This is a genomic window from Roseiflexus sp. RS-1 (assembly GCF_000016665.1).
In the GTDB taxonomy this organism is placed as follows: domain Bacteria; phylum Chloroflexota; class Chloroflexia; order Chloroflexales; family Roseiflexaceae; genus Roseiflexus.
Window position 1 is genome coordinate 4,527,588 of record NC_009523.1, and the last position, 19,884, is coordinate 4,547,471.

Here is a 19,884-nt window from a genome sequence, read left to right on the forward strand (position 1 = left end):
CGGAGAAGGGTGCAGGAACCGCGCATGTAGCGATGATGTACCGCGCTGTACGTCTACTCGCTCCTTGCGGCGCCGGTTCGGGCATTATAGAACCGGCAACCAGTACATGTCAATCGTTTGGAACGCGCCCGGTTGATGAACGAACGATCAGTTCGGTCTTGACTGTCGTGCGCATGTGTTCCGGTTGTTCACCATCGATCAGACGGCAGACCAGATCGGCAGCCATTTCACCCATCGCGTGCAGCGGTTGTCGCATTGTTGTCAGGGGCGGACACGCCAGCGCCGCTTCGGGGGTGTCGTCGAACCCGATGACCGACAGATCCGCCGGGATGCGTAATCCGTTGCGTGCGGCGACATGCAGCGTCCCGATTGCCATCAAATCATTGCAGGCAAAAATGGCTGTTGGGCGTGGATCGAGCGCAAGCAATTGCTCCGCGCCTGCAATGCCGCTGGCAAAACTGAAATCGCCGCGCGCTGCCAGCGCCTGGTTGAACGGTATGCCATAGTCGCGTAATGCTGCTGTGTAGCCATCGAGTCGGAGTTGCCCGACCGGTATATCGCTGCGTCCGGTAATGATGCCGATACGGCGATGCCCCAGGCTGATCAGATGTTCGGTTGCCAGATAGGCGCCGTGATAGTTATCCACCGTAATGCCGTAGACATCCATATCGTACTGCAGATCGACATGCACGATGGGGACGCGGCTCGGTGTCAGGCGGCTCAGACTCAGGCTGTTCGCCAGCGGCAGCACGATGATCAACCCATCGATGCGCCGACTCCGCTGCAATGTGTCGATGACATCGAATTGGGTGGCATCTTCGACAGTCGCCAGCAACATAAAACGACCGCGACGACGGAGCGCTTTCGCCACGCCATCGATAGTTTGTGCAAAAAAGGTGGATGTCACTGTATCGACAATAATGCCGACGATGTCGGTGCGGTTGCGGGAGAGGCTGACTGCCTGCGCATTGGGGTGGTAGTCGAGTTCGGCGATCACCCGCAGGACGTGTTCGCGTGTTGCCTCCGCCACGTCGGGGCTGTTGTTGATCACGCGCGAGACGGTTTGATACGACACGCCAGCACGTAATGCCACTTCGCGGATGGTGCTTCGCCGCATAATCTCACCCTGCGCACGGAACGTTTCAGTATGCTTTGTGATCGGTCACACTATACCATAATGTACGTCATTGTCAAGAGAGTTTTCCGTCCCACAGGTACCTGTGCAGATCGACGTAGCCGTGTTCGTTGAACACAACTCCTTCGGCTTCCAGGAGCGCCCGTTGCAGGTCGGCGTAATACTCGTTGCTGATCCGTCCTGCTGCGTTGATCACGCGCCACCAGGGTACGTGGCGCGCCTGCGCCGGACCAAGCGCGTGCAACGCCCATCCGACGCCACGTGCGCCGCGCGGCACTGCGGTCATTGCCGCAATGCGCCCATATGTCGAAACCCGACCCGGCGGAATACGGCAGACGATTGCGTAGACATCATCGTAATAACCGGCCATGCATCGCCTCTCTTCGCCTGGTTATGGGGTAAACGTGTCGTCGTAGCGCTCGAAGGTGCCATCATCGTACAGAACATAGATTGTTTTCCCGCGCCCCAGTCCTTCACTGCTGTAGATCATCACTCCTCCGGTGAACGGTTGATACGCCCCCTCGATTGTCGCGCTCTGCGGGCGGAGCGCAAAGCCGAGGTTCTGGCGCACGCCCGGATTGGTCGCCCAGACGGTTCCAAAAATGTCCACCGGTGTTTGCAACCCCGCCGGAGGTGTGGGAGTCGCCGGTGTGTCGGGCGGCGGCGGCGCCGGGTACGGGAAGCGTTGCCACTCGCCGCGGGTGAAGCCGATCAGCACATAAATGTCGCCAATTGGGAGGAACGAGATCATGCTGCCGCTCTCGAAGCGTTGCTCGATCAATGTGTTGCTGCCGCCGCGCTCGATGTCGGTCGGGCAACCGAGACGGCGCGCTACAGTTGGGTTCTTGTTCCACACCTCGCCGAACCCGCGGATGGGCGCAATCGGGCAGGGAGTTGGCGTGAGTGTCGCAGTTGGCGTGGCAGTATTCGTTGCCGTCGGTGTCGATGACGGCGTTGGCGTGATCGATGGCGATGGCGATGGTGTCGCAGTCGGCGTCTCAGTCGGCGCTGAAGTGGGTGTTGCGGATGGTGTGTTCGTCGGGCGCGGCGTTGGCGTCGGCGGAACCGGTGTGGCGGTGGCGGTGGGCGATGGCGTCGCGGTTGGCGTTTCGGTCGGCGCCGGTGTCGGGCTTGGAAGCGCGGTTGGCGTTGGTGTTGCTGTCGGTGTTGTGGTGAACGTTGGCGTTGGCGTGGCTGTGTCGATCACCAGCAACGCTGTGGACGTCGGCGTCGGAGCGAACAGCAATCTCCCCGCCAGGACCGCTCCGCCGCCGCCAAGGATCAATGCACCGAGCGCCAGGAGTGCGATCAATGCGGGATGCAGTGGACGACGCGGTGGAACAGCAGCGCCGGTCGTTGGTGGTGGCGGCGGCAGTGGCGCTTCGTGCCGTGCCGAAGGCGGGCGCACGTCGCCGATGCCGGTAGGTGCATCAGCAGCGACACGCACCATGTCCGGCGCCGGTCGTGGTGTGCTGGCAATCGGGCGCAGCGGCGCTTCCATCCGGGCTGCCGAGCGCAGTGCACGGACGAATTCCCCGGCGGTGCGGTAGCGATCCGCCGGTCGGCGCGCCAGCGCCAGGCGGATGGCAGCGCCGATCGGTTGCGGAATGGTTGGGTCGAGCGCCGACGGATCAACGATGGCGCCTTCGAGATGCCCAAGCAGCACTTCCTGGGTCGTTCCCTCGAATGGACTGCGCCCGGTGAGGCAGCGAAATGTCAGCACTCCCAGCGCGTACACATCAGCGCGCCCGTCAATGCGCACATCGCCGCGGATCTGTTCCGGCGCCATGTACTCCGGCGTCCCGATCAGGACGCCGGTGGTAGTCGTCCCCGGCGCATCCAGCGCCTTTGCAATCCCGAAGTCGGTCAGGATCGCCCGCATGGTCGGAACGGTCAGTCGCACCTGTTCCAGCAGATCGGGATTGCTCCGGTTCCACAGCGTTCCCAGCCCCTCCAGAATGATGTTCGCCGGTTTGATATCGCGGTGGATGACGCCATTCGCGTGCGCATAGTCGAGTGCTGCGGCAAGCTGATCGAGCAGCGCTATCGTTTCATCGATGGTCAGACGCTGACGCACGCGCAGCACATCGGCGAGCGAAGGACCGTCGAGCAGGCGCATCGCAATGAACGCTGTCCCATCAGTCTCGCCAATGTCGTAGATCGGTACAATGCCGGGATGGTCGAGACGCGCTGCAAGCACCGCTTCGCGCCGGAAGCGTTCGACCAGGGTGGCGTCGCTGAGAAACTGCGGATAGAGCACTTTGAGCGCCACATCGCGTTGCAGCACCGTATCACGCGCGCGGTAGACTGCGGCCATCCCGCCCTGACCGAGCAACGCAAGAACGTGGTAGCGACCGATCGTCTGCCCCACCATGTCTTCGAGGCGCATAGATCTCCTGTCAACCAACAAGAAAACCATTGACAAAGAGCGCCGTCGTCCACCCCAGCAGGACGAGCGCCGCCGGTATCGTCGCCAGCAGCGCCGGGCGCCGTTCGATGAGCAGCGCCATCATCAGAAACGCCGGGAGCGCCAGCAGCACGTAGCGCGGGAGTGAATGCGATACATTCGTCAGATAGGCGGGCAAAAGCATCATCACTGCTGTCAGACTGTATGCCAGCGGCAGACGGCGCAGCGCGACTGCGGCGAGTCCGGCGAACGACAGCCAGACCGCCAGTTGAAAGGCGCGTGTGGGCCAGTGACCGCTCCAGTGTGTCGAGCCGGTTGCAATCGTGTCGATCATTATGAACAATTGTACCCACGGCGGACTCAATTGCTGATCCCAGATGTCGCGTTGAGTTTGCAGGAAAATCAGTGGTGATCCGAACTGTTGCCACTGATATGCCATGAACAGACCGATCCCCAGCGCCGGAAGCAGTGGCGCCAGATACGCCCGTGTCAGCGGCAGCAGTCGCCACCCGGCATGCTCCAGCACCGCCAGCGCCAGAACCGGTGCGATCAGTACGCCCGGCAGACGGGTCAGACTCAGGAAGAAACCGGCGATACCCGCCAGCATCCAGCGCTGGCGACGCAATCCCCACAATGCAAGCGCCAGCAATGCCAGCGCCACCGACTCGGCGTACACTGCTCCCAGAAAGAAAGACGTGGGAAAGCACAACAGCGTTGCAACTGCACGATAGGCGACCTGCGCTCCAAAATCGCGTGCAACCACGTCGGCAAACAGCAGAACGGCAGCGATCAGCGCGCAGTGCGCAACGATCATCCCTGCAAGAACGGCATCTCCTCCGGTTAATGGCAGAAGAGCACGGATGAGTAGGGGATAGAACGGCAGAAATGCCATATTTGCGTGCTCTTCTGGCGGATGCTGATACCCAGGCGTAACGATGCTCAGGTACAGCCGCGAGTCCCAGTGCGACCAGGTGGTGCTGACGACCTGCATGAAGGTTACAGGTGCGCGAACCTTGCCATCGGTTGAACTGACGATATGTTGCGCCAGCGGGAACAGCCGCTCGCTCGTATGCAGGGCGGCCCATGCGACGATCCAGAGTGCCACACGCCATACCCCGACCAGCAGCGCCGCTGCGAGCAGCGTCCGGCGCACCAGCCAGGATGGCGGACGAACCACAAGTGCACCAAATGCCGTCATTGTCATTCCGGCGAGAAGCCAGAGTTCCAGCGATTCGTTCTGACTGCGCAACAGCCAGGCAATGCCGCCAGTCAGAATGGATACAGGCGCCAGAAGTGCGACACTCCAGGCTTTTCTATCGCTGAGCAGGGCAATCGTCATCCAGCCGCTGCCGAACGCAACGACCGCCACGATCAGCGTCAGCATGGAGGGGAGCGTCCATCCGGTCGAGCGGATCTCCAGATCATCGAACAGCACTCCCAAACGCCGGGTATCCCCAGGCGGTTGTATCGTCGTGCTCCTCACGATTACCGCCAGCGCTCCACGCGCATCAGTGGGCGCGAGGAAGCGATAGACACGCATCACACCGACTTCGCCAATCGCGATATCTTCTCCGCCAACTATGATCGTCGTGGGAAGCGGGTCGCGGACCCCTGGACCACCCATGCGCACACGAACCTCATATGAACCAATACCGATCATGGGTTCAAGGATCAGTGACTCCCCCTGCGAGTAGGCATACGACATCGACGCGCTCCGTTCGGCGTCGAAGAGACGCGAGATCGGCGCCGGTTGACTCCCGACATCGTATGCAACACGCATGGGAACTGTATGGATCAGGATTATGATCGCCAGCGTTGCAATCGCGACGACCAGCGATCCTCTGGTGAAGACCGTGTTCTGGCTGCGTTGTTGATCCAGCACCGCAGGAGCGATTGTTTGCATAGGCCCGATTATAGCATCTGAGCCGATGGGCGCAATGTGGTACAATCGGGGTATGGACAACATTCGACGCAATCGGCGCAGTCGTTTACTGGCAGGCAGGCGACTGCCGGGACGTGCGCCGCTGACGCCGGGCATGTTGCGGCGCGGGCGCGCAGTCGAAACAGAGATGCGTTTTGGCGGGATACTGGCGCGCCTTATGCTGGCATTCCTGGCGCTGGCAGGCGTGGTAGCGCTGGGTGTCGCCGGAACAGCCTACAGCGCCTACAGCGATCTGGCGGCATCGCTCAAGCCGCGACTGGCAGCGATCGAAAACCGTGAAAGTTTCGAGACGACGCGGTTGTACGACCGTAACGGTCAACTCCTCTACGAATTCTTCGGCGCCGGGAAGCGCACCCGCGTTCCGCTCGATCAGATATCGACCTACCTGATCAGCGCGACGGTTGCCATCGAAGATCGCACCTTTTTCGAGAATCGCGGCGTGGATTATCTGGGCATTGCACGCACGCTGTTCTCCAGTCTGCAAGCCGGTGAAGAGACCGGCGGCGCTTCGACGATTACGCAACAACTGATCAAAAACGTTGTGCTCAGTGATGAAGAGCGACGGTACGAGAACAGGTATCAACGGAAACTGATCGAGATAATTCTGGCGCAGGAACTTTCGGAGCAGTATTCGAAGAACGATATCCTCGAGTTGTACCTGAACGAAATCTACTACGGCAATCTGGCGTATGGCGTCGAAGCGGCTGCCAATGTCTATTTCGACATCCCGGCGAAAGATTTGAATCTGCCGCAGGCGGCATTGCTGGCAGGGTTGCCGCAGTTGCCCGGCGTCTACGATCCGTTCAACTATCTTGATGGCGGCGTACTCAAGGGGGTTCGCCTGGAGGATGGCTGGCTGAGTCCGGCGTATCGGCTGCCGACCGGAACGCCGCCGCCCAAGTGGCGGCAGGTTGCTGTGCTGCGGCAGATGGTGGACGAAGGGATGATCACCGATCAGGTGGCGCGTCGTGCTGCAGCCGTCGATCTGCGATTCGCCAGCCAGGAAGTGCCGCTCAACGCCCCACACTTCGTTTTCTACGTTCGTCGTCTGCTGGAAGAGGAGTACGGACCGCAGTTCGCCAATATGGGTCTGTCGATCTACACGACGATTGACCTGGATCTGCAACGCATGGCGCAGGAGAAGGCCGCCGAACGCATCCAGGAACTCGAAGCGCGCAATATCCACAATGCGGCGGTCGTTATTCTTCAACCGAACACGGGCCAGATCCTGGCGATGGTCGGCAGCATCGATTACAACAGGACGATCCCGACGAAAACGCCGGGTGAAACCGGCAATGTGCTCGATGGTCAGGTGAACGTTGCGGTGCGCGAGCGTCAGCCAGGATCGGCGCTGAAGCCGTTTACCTATCTGGCGGCGATGGAACGCGGTATGACCCCGGAAACCGTGATTTGGGACGTGCCGACGAAGTTTCCTTTGCTGGCCGGGATGAATGAGTGGTACGAGCCGCAGAACTACAATGGTCGCTGGAACGGACCGGTGCGCATGCGCGCGGCGCTTGCCAACTCGCTGAATATGCCAGCGGTCAAAGCGTTGAAGTTTGCCGGCATCGACCAGACGATTGGATTGTTGCGCCGCGCCGGTATCACCACCCTGCGGCGTGGCAGCGGCTTTTACGGGCTGGCGCTGACCCTGGGCGGCGGCGAAGTGACGCCGCTGGAATTAACCGCTGCCTACAATACGCTGGCGAGCGGTGGACGGTACTATCCACCGGTCGCCATTCTCAAAGTCGTCGATGCAAACGGACGAACGCTCCAGGAGTTTCGCCCGACGATCCGCCCGCAGACGCTCAATCCGGATCATGTGGCGATTATTACCGACATACTGAGTGACGACGCAGCGCGCGCGCCAGTCTGGGGATTGAACAGCAAATTGAAACTCTCGCGTCCGGCTGCGGTCAAGACCGGAACGTCAAACGACTGGCGCGACGCCTGGGCGGTGGGCTACACGCCGTATGTGACCGTCGGCGTGTGGACCGGCAATAACAACAATGAACCGACGAAAAAAGTCGAAAGCCTGACCGGTGGCGGGGTCATCTGGCACAACATTATGGAGGAGTTGTTTGCCAATCCAAAGTTCCAGCGGTTGCTCGCCGAGCCGTATCCCGATGGACGGCTGCCGATCGACTTCACGAAACCTTCGTGGCTGGTGCGCCGACCGATCTGTCCGTTGCCTGGACCGTACAATGCCTACCGCGAAGAACTGTTCGCACCAGACATGCTCGCATCGAACGCGATCCCTGTCTCTGATACGACTCAACTCTGCCAGAACATTTTTACCGAGGTTCCGGTGGTGCAGTTGAGCGACAGCCCGATCGAGGCGACCGCCCTGATCACTGACACTGCGATTGCCGGGCAATGGTACTGCACACCTGGGGAAGATCAGAGGATTGCGCCGGATCAGGTGACGACGATCCTGGCGTGGAACGTGCCGCCGCCCGACCCGGACGAACAGATCGTCTATACCTGGGAAGGTATGAGCAACACGCTCGGCAACCGAACCGTTGCACCGATCGTCGCCGCAGCTATTCCTGCCTGCACGGCAGATATGCTGATCCCCTCCACACCGCCGACTCCCGGAGCGGTGCGGATGCCGGATCTGCGGCGCTTTGGCGAAAATCAGGCAAAAGAGCAACTGGCAGCGCTCGGTATTTTCAATGTCTACGTCGATTACCAGACGCGCGACCGCATTCCTGATGTGTACGATGAGTATGCTCCCTATGCCGTGGTCAGCACACTGCCTGCGCCCGGTGAATGGATCGACCCGAATGCGACTGTCGTGCTGGGAGTGCGCGCGCCGTAACTACCTGCCGGTGACGATGCGGGTGGCAATTGCCGCAATCTTTGCCCCATAATCGATGCCTGGACTCGCCCATCCCTGTCCGGTGGGGTTATGCACCCTGCCGAGTTGTTTAAGGATCGGCGCTGAGCCGCGCATGCGCGCTGGCAGCGCCCGGTAGCGCAAGGCACGTTCAATGGCGGCGCGTTGCACCGGGTTCTCGGCGCCGATGGGCAGCGCATACGCCAGCAACCGCCCGACATGCGCCGGTATCGCGTCGTGCTCCCAGGTGGCGAAGCTGACGCCCGCTTCCCACTGTTGCCGTTGTGGATTGAACGCCCAACCGTTCGTGTCTGGCGGCGGGGTCGCCTGCTTTTGACCGGTAACGCCAATTCCTGCCGGGTTGCGCTGCGGACGCGCCGCCCAGAAACTGGTCAGGTTGCCGGTTTCGTGGATCATCTGCGCCACCGCCAGCGTTGGATCGATTCCGACTTCTGCACAGAGTTGCCAGTAGACCGGCACGATGACCGCTTCAATATCGTGGGTGGTGTATTCGCCATGCGGTCGTGCCAGGATGAAAGCAGCGATTTGGGCGACACCGGCGGTAGGTCTGCCCAGAATTGGCGTTTGTTCGCTGAACATCGATCGCTTCTCCGTTCGATGGGTGGAGGTGGTGAAGCAGATGGTGCGATGCTGGCTGGCAGGTGTTATTCTACTGCAAAAATATGGTTGGCAAGCCGGTTATCAAGGGAACACGTTTGACCGTGGAATATGTTCTTCGTTTGCTGGCTCATGGCGCGACAGTTGCAGAGATTCTTGAAGAATACCAGGATCTGACGCCTGAAGATATTCAAGCGTGCCTGCTGTTTGCCTCAACGTCTCTGGCGAACACCGTGTTTCTGCCGTTGAAGGCAGGTTCGTTTTGCGCGTCCAGATGAGTGAGCGCCTGCCTGACAGGCGCTTCGCACAGCGATTAATAAAGCGCCTGTCGGTATGCCTCAACAGCGATCATCTGCGATTCATGGTCTTTGAGTAAATAGTCCGCTATAGCCCGCGCAGGCGGGCTTTGCCTTGGCTAGCCGAGGGCTTATGGTCTTTGAAGAAATAATCCGGTATAGCCCGCGCAGGCGGGCTTCGCCTTCCATAGCCGAGGGCTTCAGCCCCACGGCAAGGACGTATACCGGATTTAATTCTCAATCTCCATCAGCCCCACGGCTAGCGCAGTATAGCGGAATAAATTCTCAATCTCCATCTATCGCGGATATTTACCGGATTACCAGCGGCAGCGTCACCAGATACGGCGGCGATGTCGTCTGCACCCGCGCCATTGCCGGTCCGTACCGGTTGACGCGCCCGGTGGTTTCGACCTCCTCTAGCCAATACGTATACGCAGCGCCTGGTTGTGCTGTCGTGTCGCGCCATTCATACGTCGCGCCGTAGCCGGGTCCGCCGCGCGCGCGGATGAGCGTCGGCGTGACGATGATCGCGTCGTCGATCCGCCCCGTGGCGCTGCGCAGCAGGCGGAATCCGGCGGTATCGAGTTCCATTGCTGTGACCCAGCGGATCATCACTGCATCGCCTTCCCAACCGGCGGTGAAAGACATGAGCGCAATCGCGGTTGGAACACCCTCGAAGAAGCCAAAGTCGTAGGTGTGATTGTTCGTCCCGGCTGCGGCGTGGTTGTTGTAGGGAATGACGAAGACTGCGTTGTTGCCGACCGTCTCGCCATCTGAGTCGCGGCTATCGCCATTGGGACTGCTATCATTGTCGTTGACGGTCAGGGTCAGGTTGGTCAGTGCCGGTTGGCGGTTCGGACCGGTGATGTTGGGAATGCGAACCTCATACTCCGACGCGCCTCCCGGCGTTCCGGTGCGGGGGCGAATGCCGATGCCGCCATCGTGGATGATGTTGTCCTGCAGGTTGTCATCCGTGCTGTTCGTTCCGCTGCGGAAGTAGTACGTTCCTGCGGCGTCGGTCACGGCAACGCCAATGCGCACGCCGTTGCGCCACAGTTCGACCGTTACCCCAGGGATCGGCGGTTCGTCCGGGTCCTGCACGCCGTTCCGATTTCTGTCGAGCCAGACACGGTTGCCAATTTCGAGCGGCGCCTGATTGCAAAACGTTTCGAGATCGCCAAGCCCGGCGGATTTCCCGAAGGTCGCGCGTCGCACTTCTGTTCCCGGCGGCGAGCCAATCGGTTGATCCCGCCCAAAGATGACGTAGGCATCGGTCAGCGCGCCGTTGGCGGCGTTGAACCAGCGCAAACCGCCAGAGCGAACCGGACCGTTCTGGTCTGCTGGCAGCGCGTCGTAGGCCGTGACAATAATCTGCCGTTGACTATAGTACAACGCCATGCCGCCAATCGTCACTTCATCGTGGGCTGAGCCATACTCGTCGCGGCTGTAGAACTCGCCGTTGCCCGGTCCCTGTCGGTTGCCGGTCGAACCGCCGACGAGACCGCCGGGACACACGCCAGCGTTTTCAAGGCTGTAACCGGTGGGAGTCGCTGGATTAACACAGACGCGCAACAGATCGCCGGCGGCAACGCCAGCATACTCGTTTGTATCGGCGGCGATGGGGCTGTAGTTGCGATTGCCCAACTGCATGCCCGCACGGTCGTTGAGCGCCACGATGATGGCGCCGTCAACGTCGAAGTCGATCGACGTGAGCATCGGTTGCGGGTACATCGTCTGCCCGAATGGACCGTCGCCAGGCAACGGCATAGGCGGACCGATGTCGCTCCACTCGTCGATCCAGGGCAACCACGCAGCTGATGGCCGATTGCCGACGCCGCCGTTCGAGATGCGACCGCGCGGGTAATTGAGCGGGAACGAAAAGACTTCGGTGAAATTACCGACCGCGCCGGTCGGATCGTGGCGATAGATATGCGCCGTCAGATCGCTCGAATCGACATTTTTTCCCGCATAGGGTCGTTCGCCTGAACAGACGCCGCCGACATAGACCTGCCCGGCATACGTCTTCACTGCCCAGGGGCGGAACTCCCCATTGCGGCAGGCAGGTGTCGGCAGGGGATGGACGGTGATGTCCGCCGCAGTTGGTGTAACCGGCGGAACGCCGATGCGGATCTCCAGCAGGGTGCGCGCGGTCAGATTGACGACCCAGAGGGTCTCTTCATCCTCCGAGAGCGAAATGCCGCCAATCCCGATTTTGCCGACTGCATCAAACACTGCCGGGTCGCGGTTGGGATCACCTTCGTTGATGCTCAGATCGCCGGGAGCGCGCGGACTGGTGCCAACCGCGACGCCAGGCGGGTATCCTGCGGCATTCAGATCGATCAACACGCTGGGGGCGGTGACGCGATCGCGATCAATGCGATAGATAGCGCCGATCCCGCCCGCACCAAAGCCGGTGTGACGTTTCACAACCGCCGATGCCAGCAACGTCCGACTGGAACGCTGGTAGGCAAGCCCCCACGTAGCGCCAACCTGCTGACCGGTTGCCAGATACACGTTCTCATCCGGACCGGTGGTTGCTGGCGTGAAGGGCACCTGCACGATTGCCGATCGCGTAGCGGTGGAACCGCCACCCTGCGGATCGCCGTTAGTGTAGCAACTGGTGACCAGATCCGGGTCTTGCTGGCAGTACTCTGCCGGATTGTGGAGCGCGAAGTCGATATTCGAAGAGTTGCCGTCCGGCACGAATTGCACACTCGTGTTGTTACCGCCACCCTGCGCTGCCGGGCGCATATGGGAGGGCCACCCGCTAAACTCGATGCGGTATGGTCCCACACCGGTGGCATTGAGGGTATAACTGCCGATCGCAGGCGCATTGAGCGCCGTACATTCCGGGATCGGATTCCCGGAACCGAGACACAGCGTGGCGAAACTGACAGCCACGCCTGCACTTGCGCCGGATGGGTCATAGGCGGTGACCGTGATGCCACCGACCCCAGGCTCATTTGCGTCACGCACGCCATCGCCGTCGAAATCGCGGAAGACAGCGCCACTGATGACGCCAGCTGCCTGAACGCTTGCGGGCAAGGGAAGCGTTGCGATAACCAGCGCCGTGATGAGCGCTCCGACGGTCAACGCCAGCGAGTGCTGTTTGATGGTGAGAAAGAGTTTCATGGGTGTGTTCCTTTTGAACATAGTTACCTGCCTGGATCTGCGATGGACAGACGGGGTCCATTGAACGGATTGGCAAATGCCAGCGATTGCAATGCGTCGGCGTCGGTCAGCGATTCGAGGAATACGATCAGGTCGCGGCGTTCATCGTCGCTCAGCACAAAACCGGCAACGAGCGGGTGGCGCGCAGCGCGGCGCTCCAGCTCAGAACCCGCGTCCAGTTGTCCCCCCGATTCGTAGAAGCGGATGACCGCATCGAGGGTTGGCAGGCTGCCGTCGTGCATGTAGGGCGCCGTTACTGCCACGTTGCGCAGCGGCGGCACGCGGAACCGGTATGCATCGGTTGCAGCGCCGGTATGCTCTGCCAGCCCGCGATCGGCGCTACGCCCGGTGCCTGTCGCCACATACGCCAGGTCGGACCAGCGTGGCGGCGCGGCGCGATTGGGTGGAACCAGATCGACGTGGCAGTGACCGCATGCCAGACCTGGCGAAAAGAAGAGTGCCATGCCGCGTCGAGCGCTTTCGGTGAGGGCTGTGGTCTCCCCGTGGTAAATATACCGGTCATACGGGGTGTTCCGCCCGTGCAGCGAACGGGTAAAAGCTGCCAGCGCTTCGATCACACGATCCCAGGTGAATGGATCGTCATCTGCGGGGAACGCAGCAGCGAATCGCTGGCGATAATCCGGGTCTGCGCGAAGCCTGTCGATCACACGTTGCTCATTGCCTGCCACCCCCATTTCGGGCGGATCGGCGGCGAAGAGCGCGCGCGCTATCTGGTGTTCCAGGGTGCGAACCTGTGGATTCGCCCAGGTGAGCGCCGTCAATTCACCGCTATTCAACAATCCCGGCGTATTTCGGCGCAGCGGTACGTCGGTAGCGCCAATCGAAACGACACGCCCGTCGCTAAACCCCAGTTCCTGGCGGTGACAGGTGGCGCAGGCGATGCGTTCATTTGCCGAGAGGCGCCGGTCATAAAAGAGCCAGCGACCAAGTTCGATCATCGCGCGAGGCGAACCGGCGGATGCTGGCGTTGCGGCGCCCGGCGTCAACCGTTGTATTCCACCGACAAACGCCACAATCAGCAGCGCTGCACCACCCAGGGCAATTGCAAGCGGCAGACGAACAGCGTGCACCTTTGGACGTAGCATCATGACAAAGCAAAACTGCATGCGGAGTATGGCGGCGCCAGTACCCCCCATCCAGGGCGATGCCAGCAGGTCAGAACGTGTCGGTATTGATGAATGCTGGTCGTACTATCCTAACACGCAAAACGGCGCGGATCAATCGTCAAATTTGTCAAAAGAGGTTAGATATTGGATAAAAATTGTCATTATTGCAGTGTCTGGCGTATACTTGTTACAATCTGGTTGTCCTACGAAAGGAGTGACGATGCGACTCGAACACATTGCTTTGAATGTTGCCGATCCAGACGCCATGGCGCGCTGGTATACGTCTCATCTGGGGATGCAGATCGTGCGTCATATTCCGACCCCCAACGCCACCTATTTCCTGGCAGACTCGGCGCGCATGAGCGTGATCGAGATCTATCATAATCCTGCCGCGCCTGTGCCCGACTACGCCGCCTTCTCGCCGCTGGCGCTGCACCTGGCGTTCAGCACCAGCGATATGGAAGCCGATATTGCCCGTCTGGTCGCCGCAGGCGCGACGCACGTCGCACCCATTGATGTAACGCCTGCTGGAGATCGGCTCACGTTTCTGCGTGATCCGTGGCAGATCGCGATCCAGCTTGCGCAACGGAAGACGCCGCTCTTGCAACCAGCGTCCTGACAGTCACACCGGTAACGATTGTCGATGCCACGACGACACCTGCACAAACGGCAACGTCTGCCACCAACCGAGGGTGGGTGCGAGCATGAGTTGTCAGGCGGCCGTCCGCCGCCCCGCCCGATGCTCATGGAGATTGAAAATTATAGCAGTTCTCACAAAGATTGGTCTTGTTGGGCAGGGTTGCACCCGCCATCGAAAGCAGACGCCTTGTGTGCCATCCCTTCGCGTGCTCCGCGTCTCTGTGCATCAGACCGGCTCACGCGGAGTAACTGTGTTGCTTGTCAAGGGGCGCTCGTATGCACAGCCGGATCCCAGGGCTTTTGCTGACGCAATATTGCGCCGAGAATAGTCAGCAGCTTGCGCATCGCAGCGACGATGGCGACCTTGCGCGGCTTGCCAGCTTGACACAGGCGCTGATAGAAGGCGCGCCTGACCAGACGGCGCCGCGTGGCCGCCAGGGTCGCCATGTACAACACGCTGCGCACATCCCTCCTGCCGCCGGAGATATGCCGGGGTTTGTGCTGTGCGCCGCTCTGATTGGCATACGGCGCAACGCCCACAACGGCCGCCGCTTCCGTGCGCTTGATGGTCCCCAGTTCGGGCAGGCGGAGCAGCAGGTTCAGTGCGGTGATCGCGCCGATGCCGGGCACGCTGTCGCGCAGCTCCCGTTTCCGGCGCACCTCGTCGGTGCGCTCCGCCTCGTTGTCGCGTTCCTGCTCAAGCGCACGGATCTCCTGATCCAGCCAATCAATATGCTTCTGGATGCCCGGGCGGAGGTTCGGCGCGGCAGCCGTCAACCGATTGATCTCAGCCGTCCGCATCTGAATCACCTGCTCCCGCCGGACCAGCAGGTCGCGCAAGGATGCGCGCTGCTCGTCCGTCGCTTGGTGGTGCGGCGGGCGCACCCGTTCGGCAAAGCGGGCGAGCAACCGGGCATCCAGGCGGTCGGTCTTCGCCTGGCGTCCTTCCGCGTGCGCCAGGGCGCGCACGCGGCGTGGCTGCACCCGCGCCGTCGGCACGCCAGCCTGGAGCAGTTGGGCGAACACCATGCGCTCCAGCCCGCCGGTCGCCTCCAGCACAATCAGGGTCGGCTGCAGGCGCTGGAGTCGCGTGACCAGGAGCTGGACACCTTCGTCGGTATACGGTATCGTCTCGAGTGGCGCGTGCGGGTCGGCGCCAAACGCCACATCCAGCGTCTGTTTGGAGACATCAATGCCGATAAAGAGCGACTCACGGGAAGCCATACACAGAACCTCCTGAGGAAAACGGCGCCAGCCTTGCTAGCATATGCGGGTTTGAGGGCCCAGATAACTGTTCGGCTTGGTCGCGTTGAAGGACACGGCTACCCAACACTCCGCGGCGATCTCGTGAACCTGGCGCAGAACGGTATACCGTGTCCCGTTAGATTATACTAGGCGCAGAGGCGCGGAGAGCGCGCGCAGGTCTTGCAAGGTCTGTCAGACGGGGCTGCACCCGTCGCTGGAAACGAGCGCTTCACGCGCCGCCTCGAGGCGGCGCCGTGGGGGGCACGGCATGCCGTGCCCCCACACCCGTCGCTGGAAGTGGGCGCCTCGCGCAACGCGGCAGACCCGGACGAGGGTCAACGTATTTGAGAACTGCTATAAATCCGCTATACTGCGCTAGCCGTGGGGCTGAAGCCCTCGGCTAACCAGGGCAAAGCCCGCCTGCGCGGGCTATACCGGATTATTTATTCAAAGACCATAAGCGTCGGGCTGCGCGCACGAAGGGCGCTGCCGCACCCGCGCTGGCGCGTGCGGATGCTCCGCGCCAGCCCCGCGCCAGCGGGGCTTCGTGCGCGCAGCGCGGGCGTTCACGTCCGCGCGGGCGTTGCGCGCCCTCGTGCATGCGCATGCTGCGGAACCAACCGCGCCGCCCCGCCCGACACTGAACCGGCGGGCCGGGCGAACGACGGGCGCCGCCCCGCCCGACACTGAACCGGCGGGCTGGGCGAACGACGGGCGCCGCCCCGCCCGCACGCCGGGGGATACGCATGCGGAGCGCTCACCTTCTTGTCAATGCATGACTGCTCCCACCGAGGGTTTTGCGCGCCGGGCGCTGGCGTTGCGTGCCATGCTGTGCGACGACAGCGCCAGCGCAGGCGATCAGGCGCTCAAATTGCTCGAAGAGTATCTCGAACGCCTGACGTACCGCTACGGCTATGTCGGCGATGGAAGCCTGGGGCGCTATGCAAACTTTCTCCGCGGACGAGACGCGCTCGATGAAGACCTTATCGAGCGCATCGACGCTTATACGCAGGTGCGCAACTGTCTGGCGCATTCCTGCGGGTTGCAGACCTCTCTCGATCTGGTTGCCGGGCTGATCGAGTTCATCGAGTTCCTCCTCAAGCGCAGCGCTCCAACCGCCGAAGAGTTGATGACGCGCGCCGTTCGCACTATCGATCAGACGGAGTCGCTGGCGCATGACCTGCTGATTCGCAGCGGCTATGGACGGTTGCCGGTGTTGAGCGATGATCGCCGGATTGTCGGATTGTTGACGGAGCGCGATCTTGTGGCGACACAGGCGCTTGCTGAGCGGGCGAATCGGCGTTTCGCCGATCTGACGGTTGCCGATGTATTGCCGCCAGACGCTCTTGATCGCGTGGTGTGCATTGCGCCAGACACGCCGCGTGAGGATGTGGCGGAAGCGTTGACGCGCAGCGGGGTGATTGCGTGTCCGGTCACGCCGGGCGGTTTGCCCGATAAAGCGCCGCCCGGCATCATCACCCATGCAGATGTGCTCTATCGGATGCAGGGATGCTCGCGGGGAAGGGAACCCAGGAGTCGCGTTCGGCGTCGTAGCCGTACCGCAGCGTAACCTGCTGTTGTTCGGAGACGGCGCGCAGGTTGAAGGTGAACGGCACGATGAAGAGGGTCATGTTCGTCTGATCGAAACTGATCCGGCGCACACGCGGATCGGCAAACGTCGTCACCTGCTCGTCGAGAGTCAGATCGATGCGAAACTCGCCGGTGGCGTGACCGGCGGCGTCCAGTTCAACCGAGCCAACGTCGGCGCTGCGCGCCAGCCCGACGTACAGACGCTTCCCTGTACGCCCCTGAAACACTGCCAGCCCGATGGCATCGATGCCGATCACCTCATCACTGATCTCCCTGCTCGCCAGGTCGATCCGCACGATCCGCCCCTCTTCCGACTGCCGGGTCGAACCGGCGACCGTGCTGACATAGAGCGCGTGGGTGTCGCAGTCGTATGTCATTCCCAGTATCCCGAACGGATTATCGCTCGAACCGGCTGGCGCGCCCGGCAGGGTGACGAACGGCTGCAATTCTGCCGTGTCGCTATCGATCCGGTAAATCACATTCAGGCTTCCCGGCGGGTTGTCACTCACGGCGGTGCGTGGCACGGCAGCGGTATAGATATGCCCATCGCGGTCGATGACGAATGGTCCAAGCGTTCCGGCATCGTCCCATGACGGCTCCTGATGAATGTCGCGCAGCGCAGGATCGGCAGTGACCGGCACGCGCCCGTCGAAGATCACCAGACCGCGGTACAGGCGCTCACTGGTGCTGATGCCGAGGCGGTCGGCATACCCCAATCGTGCGGCGAAACGCGGAATACTGCGACAACCGGTGACGCCGCCGATGACCCCGGAAGATTGCGTCGGCGCCTGCGATGCCTGTTCCGCGCGGCGCGTCATCCACCACCCCGCGCCTGCTACTGCCAGCAGCACGATGACCCCCACCGCCAGCAACAGGAATCCGCGAGTAGCATTCGGTGGTGCAGATGCGGTCGTGCGGCGCCTTCGCAATGTCGCCGTCTGACGCCGTTTCCCCATCAGTTGCCTCCGATTGGTACGAACAGTGGACCGGCGGCGCAGGGCCAGACACGGGGCACAAAAACGCCATCTTGCAGGATCGAGTCGGCCCAACAGTATTCGGCGCCAGGGGTGTCCGAGTTTTTCAACTGCGGGACGTACCAGATGACCAGCGGTGCATACTCCAGCGACTCCGGCGGTGTCAGGAAGCGCTCCGGTCCCTGACGTTCATCGGTATTGCAACAATCGCCAAGCGTTGGCAGATCGCTCTCCCCCTCGTCGCGCTCAACGTCGCCGCGCACAGCATAGAGATAGGCGTTGTCGCCGCGTCCGCCATCGTTGAACTGACCACGCCCCGGTGCAATATACCATCCGTGTCGGCTGACGTTCGTCACCCGATACTGATACCCCTCCGGCGTATACGCGGTCGTATCACGCTGCACCTGCCATCCCTCGGTCTTCCAGTCCCGCCAGCCAGCGCCGGTCCATTCGGCGAAGGTATATCGGTCTTCCGCCAGTGCAATCCGCATAACCGGACGATACATGCCATCATTGCCGCAACCGCGTCCTTCGCTCACGAATACGATGCGAAAACTGCCATCCTGGTAGAACTCATAGCGTTGACGGTACGCATAGTTGCATGGCGTGGGCCAGAACTCGCTGCGGAAGCGTTGCACCAGTGCAAACCCGTCAACGCCATTTGCCGCACGGATCGGCTCGATCTGAGGTCCATCCCATGCCACCACTGCAGCTGCCGAAAATGCCGGACATCCGAGTGCATCGCTGTAGCCAAACCCTTCCTGTTGCGAATAACTGATGTGGACATCGACCAGTTTGGCGCTACGGAGCACCGGACGATCATTGAAGCGCACATCTTCGATGCGCAACCCGTCGGTACTGGTCAGCAGATAATGGAGCGACCACCCATCGCGGCGCACATCGGTCGCCCGATCACAGTACTGCGCCGTCACCACGTCGTCCTGCAACCGCTGCTCGGTGACCGGACGACGACTCGATACACCCAGGTCGGTCCAGCGCAGACCGACAATTGTGTAATCGACCAGATCGACGATCACCCACAGCGCCCGTTCGCCCCAGACAAAGATCGGCGCCGTACACAGGTGACGGGATCGTTCGCAGACGGTCGCCTGGAACTGCACTTTCATCTGCGGTTGCTGGATCATCTGCTGATCGGGAGGCAACCCCAGTTCTGCGCGCACTTCGGGCGCTGCCAGCGCAATCTGCGCCGCCAGATCCAGCAGATGGCGCGGCACAATTGTCGGTTGTGTATCATCGAGCGATGTGACGCGATGGACTCGCCCCGCCTGCGGATCGACAACCGCAAGCACCGTGCGATCGCGCGCGTAGTCGTACAGTTCGACCCGGTAGCACGTCCGGTTACGACAGACATCCCCCGCCAGCGCATCATCCGCCGGACCGAGCGGATAGATGCCGAAGACCTCGGATCGCACCAGGCGTCCATCCGCCGTCGCCAGCGCCTGACGCACGCGCTCATCGGCGACGGCTATCCGCCAGGCTGCCTGCTGTGCTGCGTCGAGTCCATCGAGCAGCATCAGTGGTTCAGCGCGCGCCAGCGCCTGCTCAACCTGCGCGCGACGTTCTGCCAGCAATGGCGCCGCTGACGGCGGCGGCGTGGCGCGAGGCGCAAGACGCCCCGGATCGGCTGGCGGCGTCATCGGGCGGACAATCGGCGTGCGTTGGGGTACAGATGTGGGTGGAGGTGACGCTGCAGGTTGACCACAGGCAATCAGAAAGATCAGAAAGATGATCGTCAAGACACGCTTCATGGGCGCCCCGTGCATACGCAGGAACAAGCGGTATCACCGGTTCATAGTACCACGAGTCGTCTGGCTCTGGCGAATGGAACCGGCGGAGTAAGAGCCTATCCGAAGAACCCGGCGGCGCGCACGGCGATCACG

General features: G+C 61.7%; 14 protein-coding genes. 4 read left to right on the forward strand and 10 right to left on the reverse strand.

Translation table 11 applies throughout. The features are described 5' to 3' along the window. Positions 1-109: 109 nt before the first annotated feature. From ROSERS_RS18670 to ROSERS_RS18685, 4 genes are all read right to left on the reverse strand, one after another. Positions 110-1,117 (reverse strand): LacI family DNA-binding transcriptional regulator, encoded by a 1,008-nt coding sequence (locus tag ROSERS_RS18670; RefSeq protein ID WP_011958320.1) that lies wholly within the window; start codon positions 1,115-1,117, stop codon positions 110-112. A gap of 73 nt (positions 1,118-1,190) precedes the next feature. Then, entirely contained in the window at positions 1,191-1,505 is a 315-nt protein-coding gene (locus ROSERS_RS18675) for an MGMT family protein (protein ID WP_011958321.1), read from the reverse strand. A 21-nt stretch (positions 1,506-1,526) separates the two neighbouring features. After that, on the reverse strand, positions 1,527-3,524 hold the full coding sequence (locus ROSERS_RS18680) for a serine/threonine-protein kinase (protein WP_011958322.1): 1,998 nt from the start codon (positions 3,522-3,524) through the stop codon (positions 1,527-1,529). A 10-nt stretch (positions 3,525-3,534) separates the two neighbouring features. Continuing rightward, positions 3,535-5,445 carry a mannosyltransferase family protein gene (locus tag ROSERS_RS18685; protein WP_011958323.1) on the reverse strand — a complete coding sequence of 637 codons (1,911 nt, stop codon included), beginning with the start codon at positions 5,443-5,445 and terminating at the stop codon, positions 3,535-3,537. Positions 5,446-5,497: 52 nt separating this feature from the next. Between ROSERS_RS18685 and ROSERS_RS18690 the strand changes: the two genes are divergently transcribed. After that, positions 5,498-8,305, forward strand: a complete 2,808-nt coding sequence (locus ROSERS_RS18690; protein ID WP_041334102.1) for a transglycosylase domain-containing protein — start codon at positions 5,498-5,500, stop codon at positions 8,303-8,305. Here the strand turns inward: ROSERS_RS18690 and ROSERS_RS18695 are convergent, their stop codons facing one another. Beyond that, positions 8,306-8,923: a glucosaminidase domain-containing protein gene (locus ROSERS_RS18695; RefSeq protein WP_011958325.1), complete on the reverse strand. Its 618-nt coding sequence runs from the start codon at positions 8,921-8,923 to the stop codon at positions 8,306-8,308. It lies immediately after the preceding gene. An 83-nt stretch (positions 8,924-9,006) separates the two neighbouring features. On the opposite strand from ROSERS_RS18695, the gene ROSERS_RS18700 reads away from it, so the two are divergent. Next, the gene (locus ROSERS_RS18700) at positions 9,007-9,219 is read left to right on the forward strand and encodes a DUF433 domain-containing protein (protein WP_049767546.1); all 213 of its coding nucleotides are present in this window, start codon (positions 9,007-9,009) and stop codon (positions 9,217-9,219) included. Between the two features lie 327 nt (positions 9,220-9,546). On the opposite strand, the gene ROSERS_RS18705 is transcribed toward ROSERS_RS18700, so the two are convergent. Next, positions 9,547-12,369 (reverse strand): SdrD B-like domain-containing protein, encoded by a 2,823-nt coding sequence (locus ROSERS_RS18705; protein ID WP_011958327.1) that lies wholly within the window; start codon positions 12,367-12,369, stop codon positions 9,547-9,549. A 23-nt stretch (positions 12,370-12,392) separates the two neighbouring features. Next, positions 12,393-13,517 (reverse strand): cytochrome c peroxidase, encoded by a 1,125-nt coding sequence (locus ROSERS_RS18710; protein WP_232282671.1) that lies wholly within the window; start codon positions 13,515-13,517, stop codon positions 12,393-12,395. 238 nt (positions 13,518-13,755) lie between these two features. On the opposite strand from ROSERS_RS18710, the gene ROSERS_RS18715 reads away from it, so the two are divergent. Then, a complete protein-coding gene (locus ROSERS_RS18715) occupies positions 13,756-14,154 on the forward strand; it encodes a VOC family protein (protein ID WP_011958329.1) in 399 nt (132 codons plus the stop codon). Positions 14,155-14,435: 281 nt separating this feature from the next. On the opposite strand, the gene ROSERS_RS18720 is transcribed toward ROSERS_RS18715, so the two are convergent. Continuing rightward, positions 14,436-15,398: an IS110 family transposase gene (locus ROSERS_RS18720; RefSeq protein ID WP_011958330.1), complete on the reverse strand. Its 963-nt coding sequence runs from the start codon at positions 15,396-15,398 to the stop codon at positions 14,436-14,438. Positions 15,399-16,194: 796 nt separating this feature from the next. On the opposite strand from ROSERS_RS18720, the gene ROSERS_RS18730 reads away from it, so the two are divergent. Then, complete coding sequence (locus tag ROSERS_RS18730; protein ID WP_041334106.1) at positions 16,195-16,989, forward strand: CBS domain-containing protein; 795 nt, start codon at positions 16,195-16,197, stop codon at positions 16,987-16,989. Here the strand turns inward: ROSERS_RS18730 and ROSERS_RS18735 are convergent. Together ROSERS_RS18735 and ROSERS_RS18740 are read right to left on the reverse strand one after the other, a co-directional pair. After that, the gene (locus tag ROSERS_RS18735; protein ID WP_011958332.1) at positions 16,895-17,965 is read right to left on the reverse strand and encodes a hypothetical protein; all 1,071 of its coding nucleotides are present in this window, start codon (positions 17,963-17,965) and stop codon (positions 16,895-16,897) included. The two genes, ROSERS_RS18730 and ROSERS_RS18735, sit on opposite strands and share 95 nt — an antisense overlap. Next, on the reverse strand, positions 17,965-19,752 hold the full coding sequence (locus tag ROSERS_RS18740; protein WP_011958333.1) for a hypothetical protein: 1,788 nt from the start codon (positions 19,750-19,752) through the stop codon (positions 17,965-17,967). Before ROSERS_RS18740 ends, ROSERS_RS18735 begins: the two co-directional genes overlap by 1 nt. Positions 19,753-19,884: the final 132 nt, after the last annotated feature.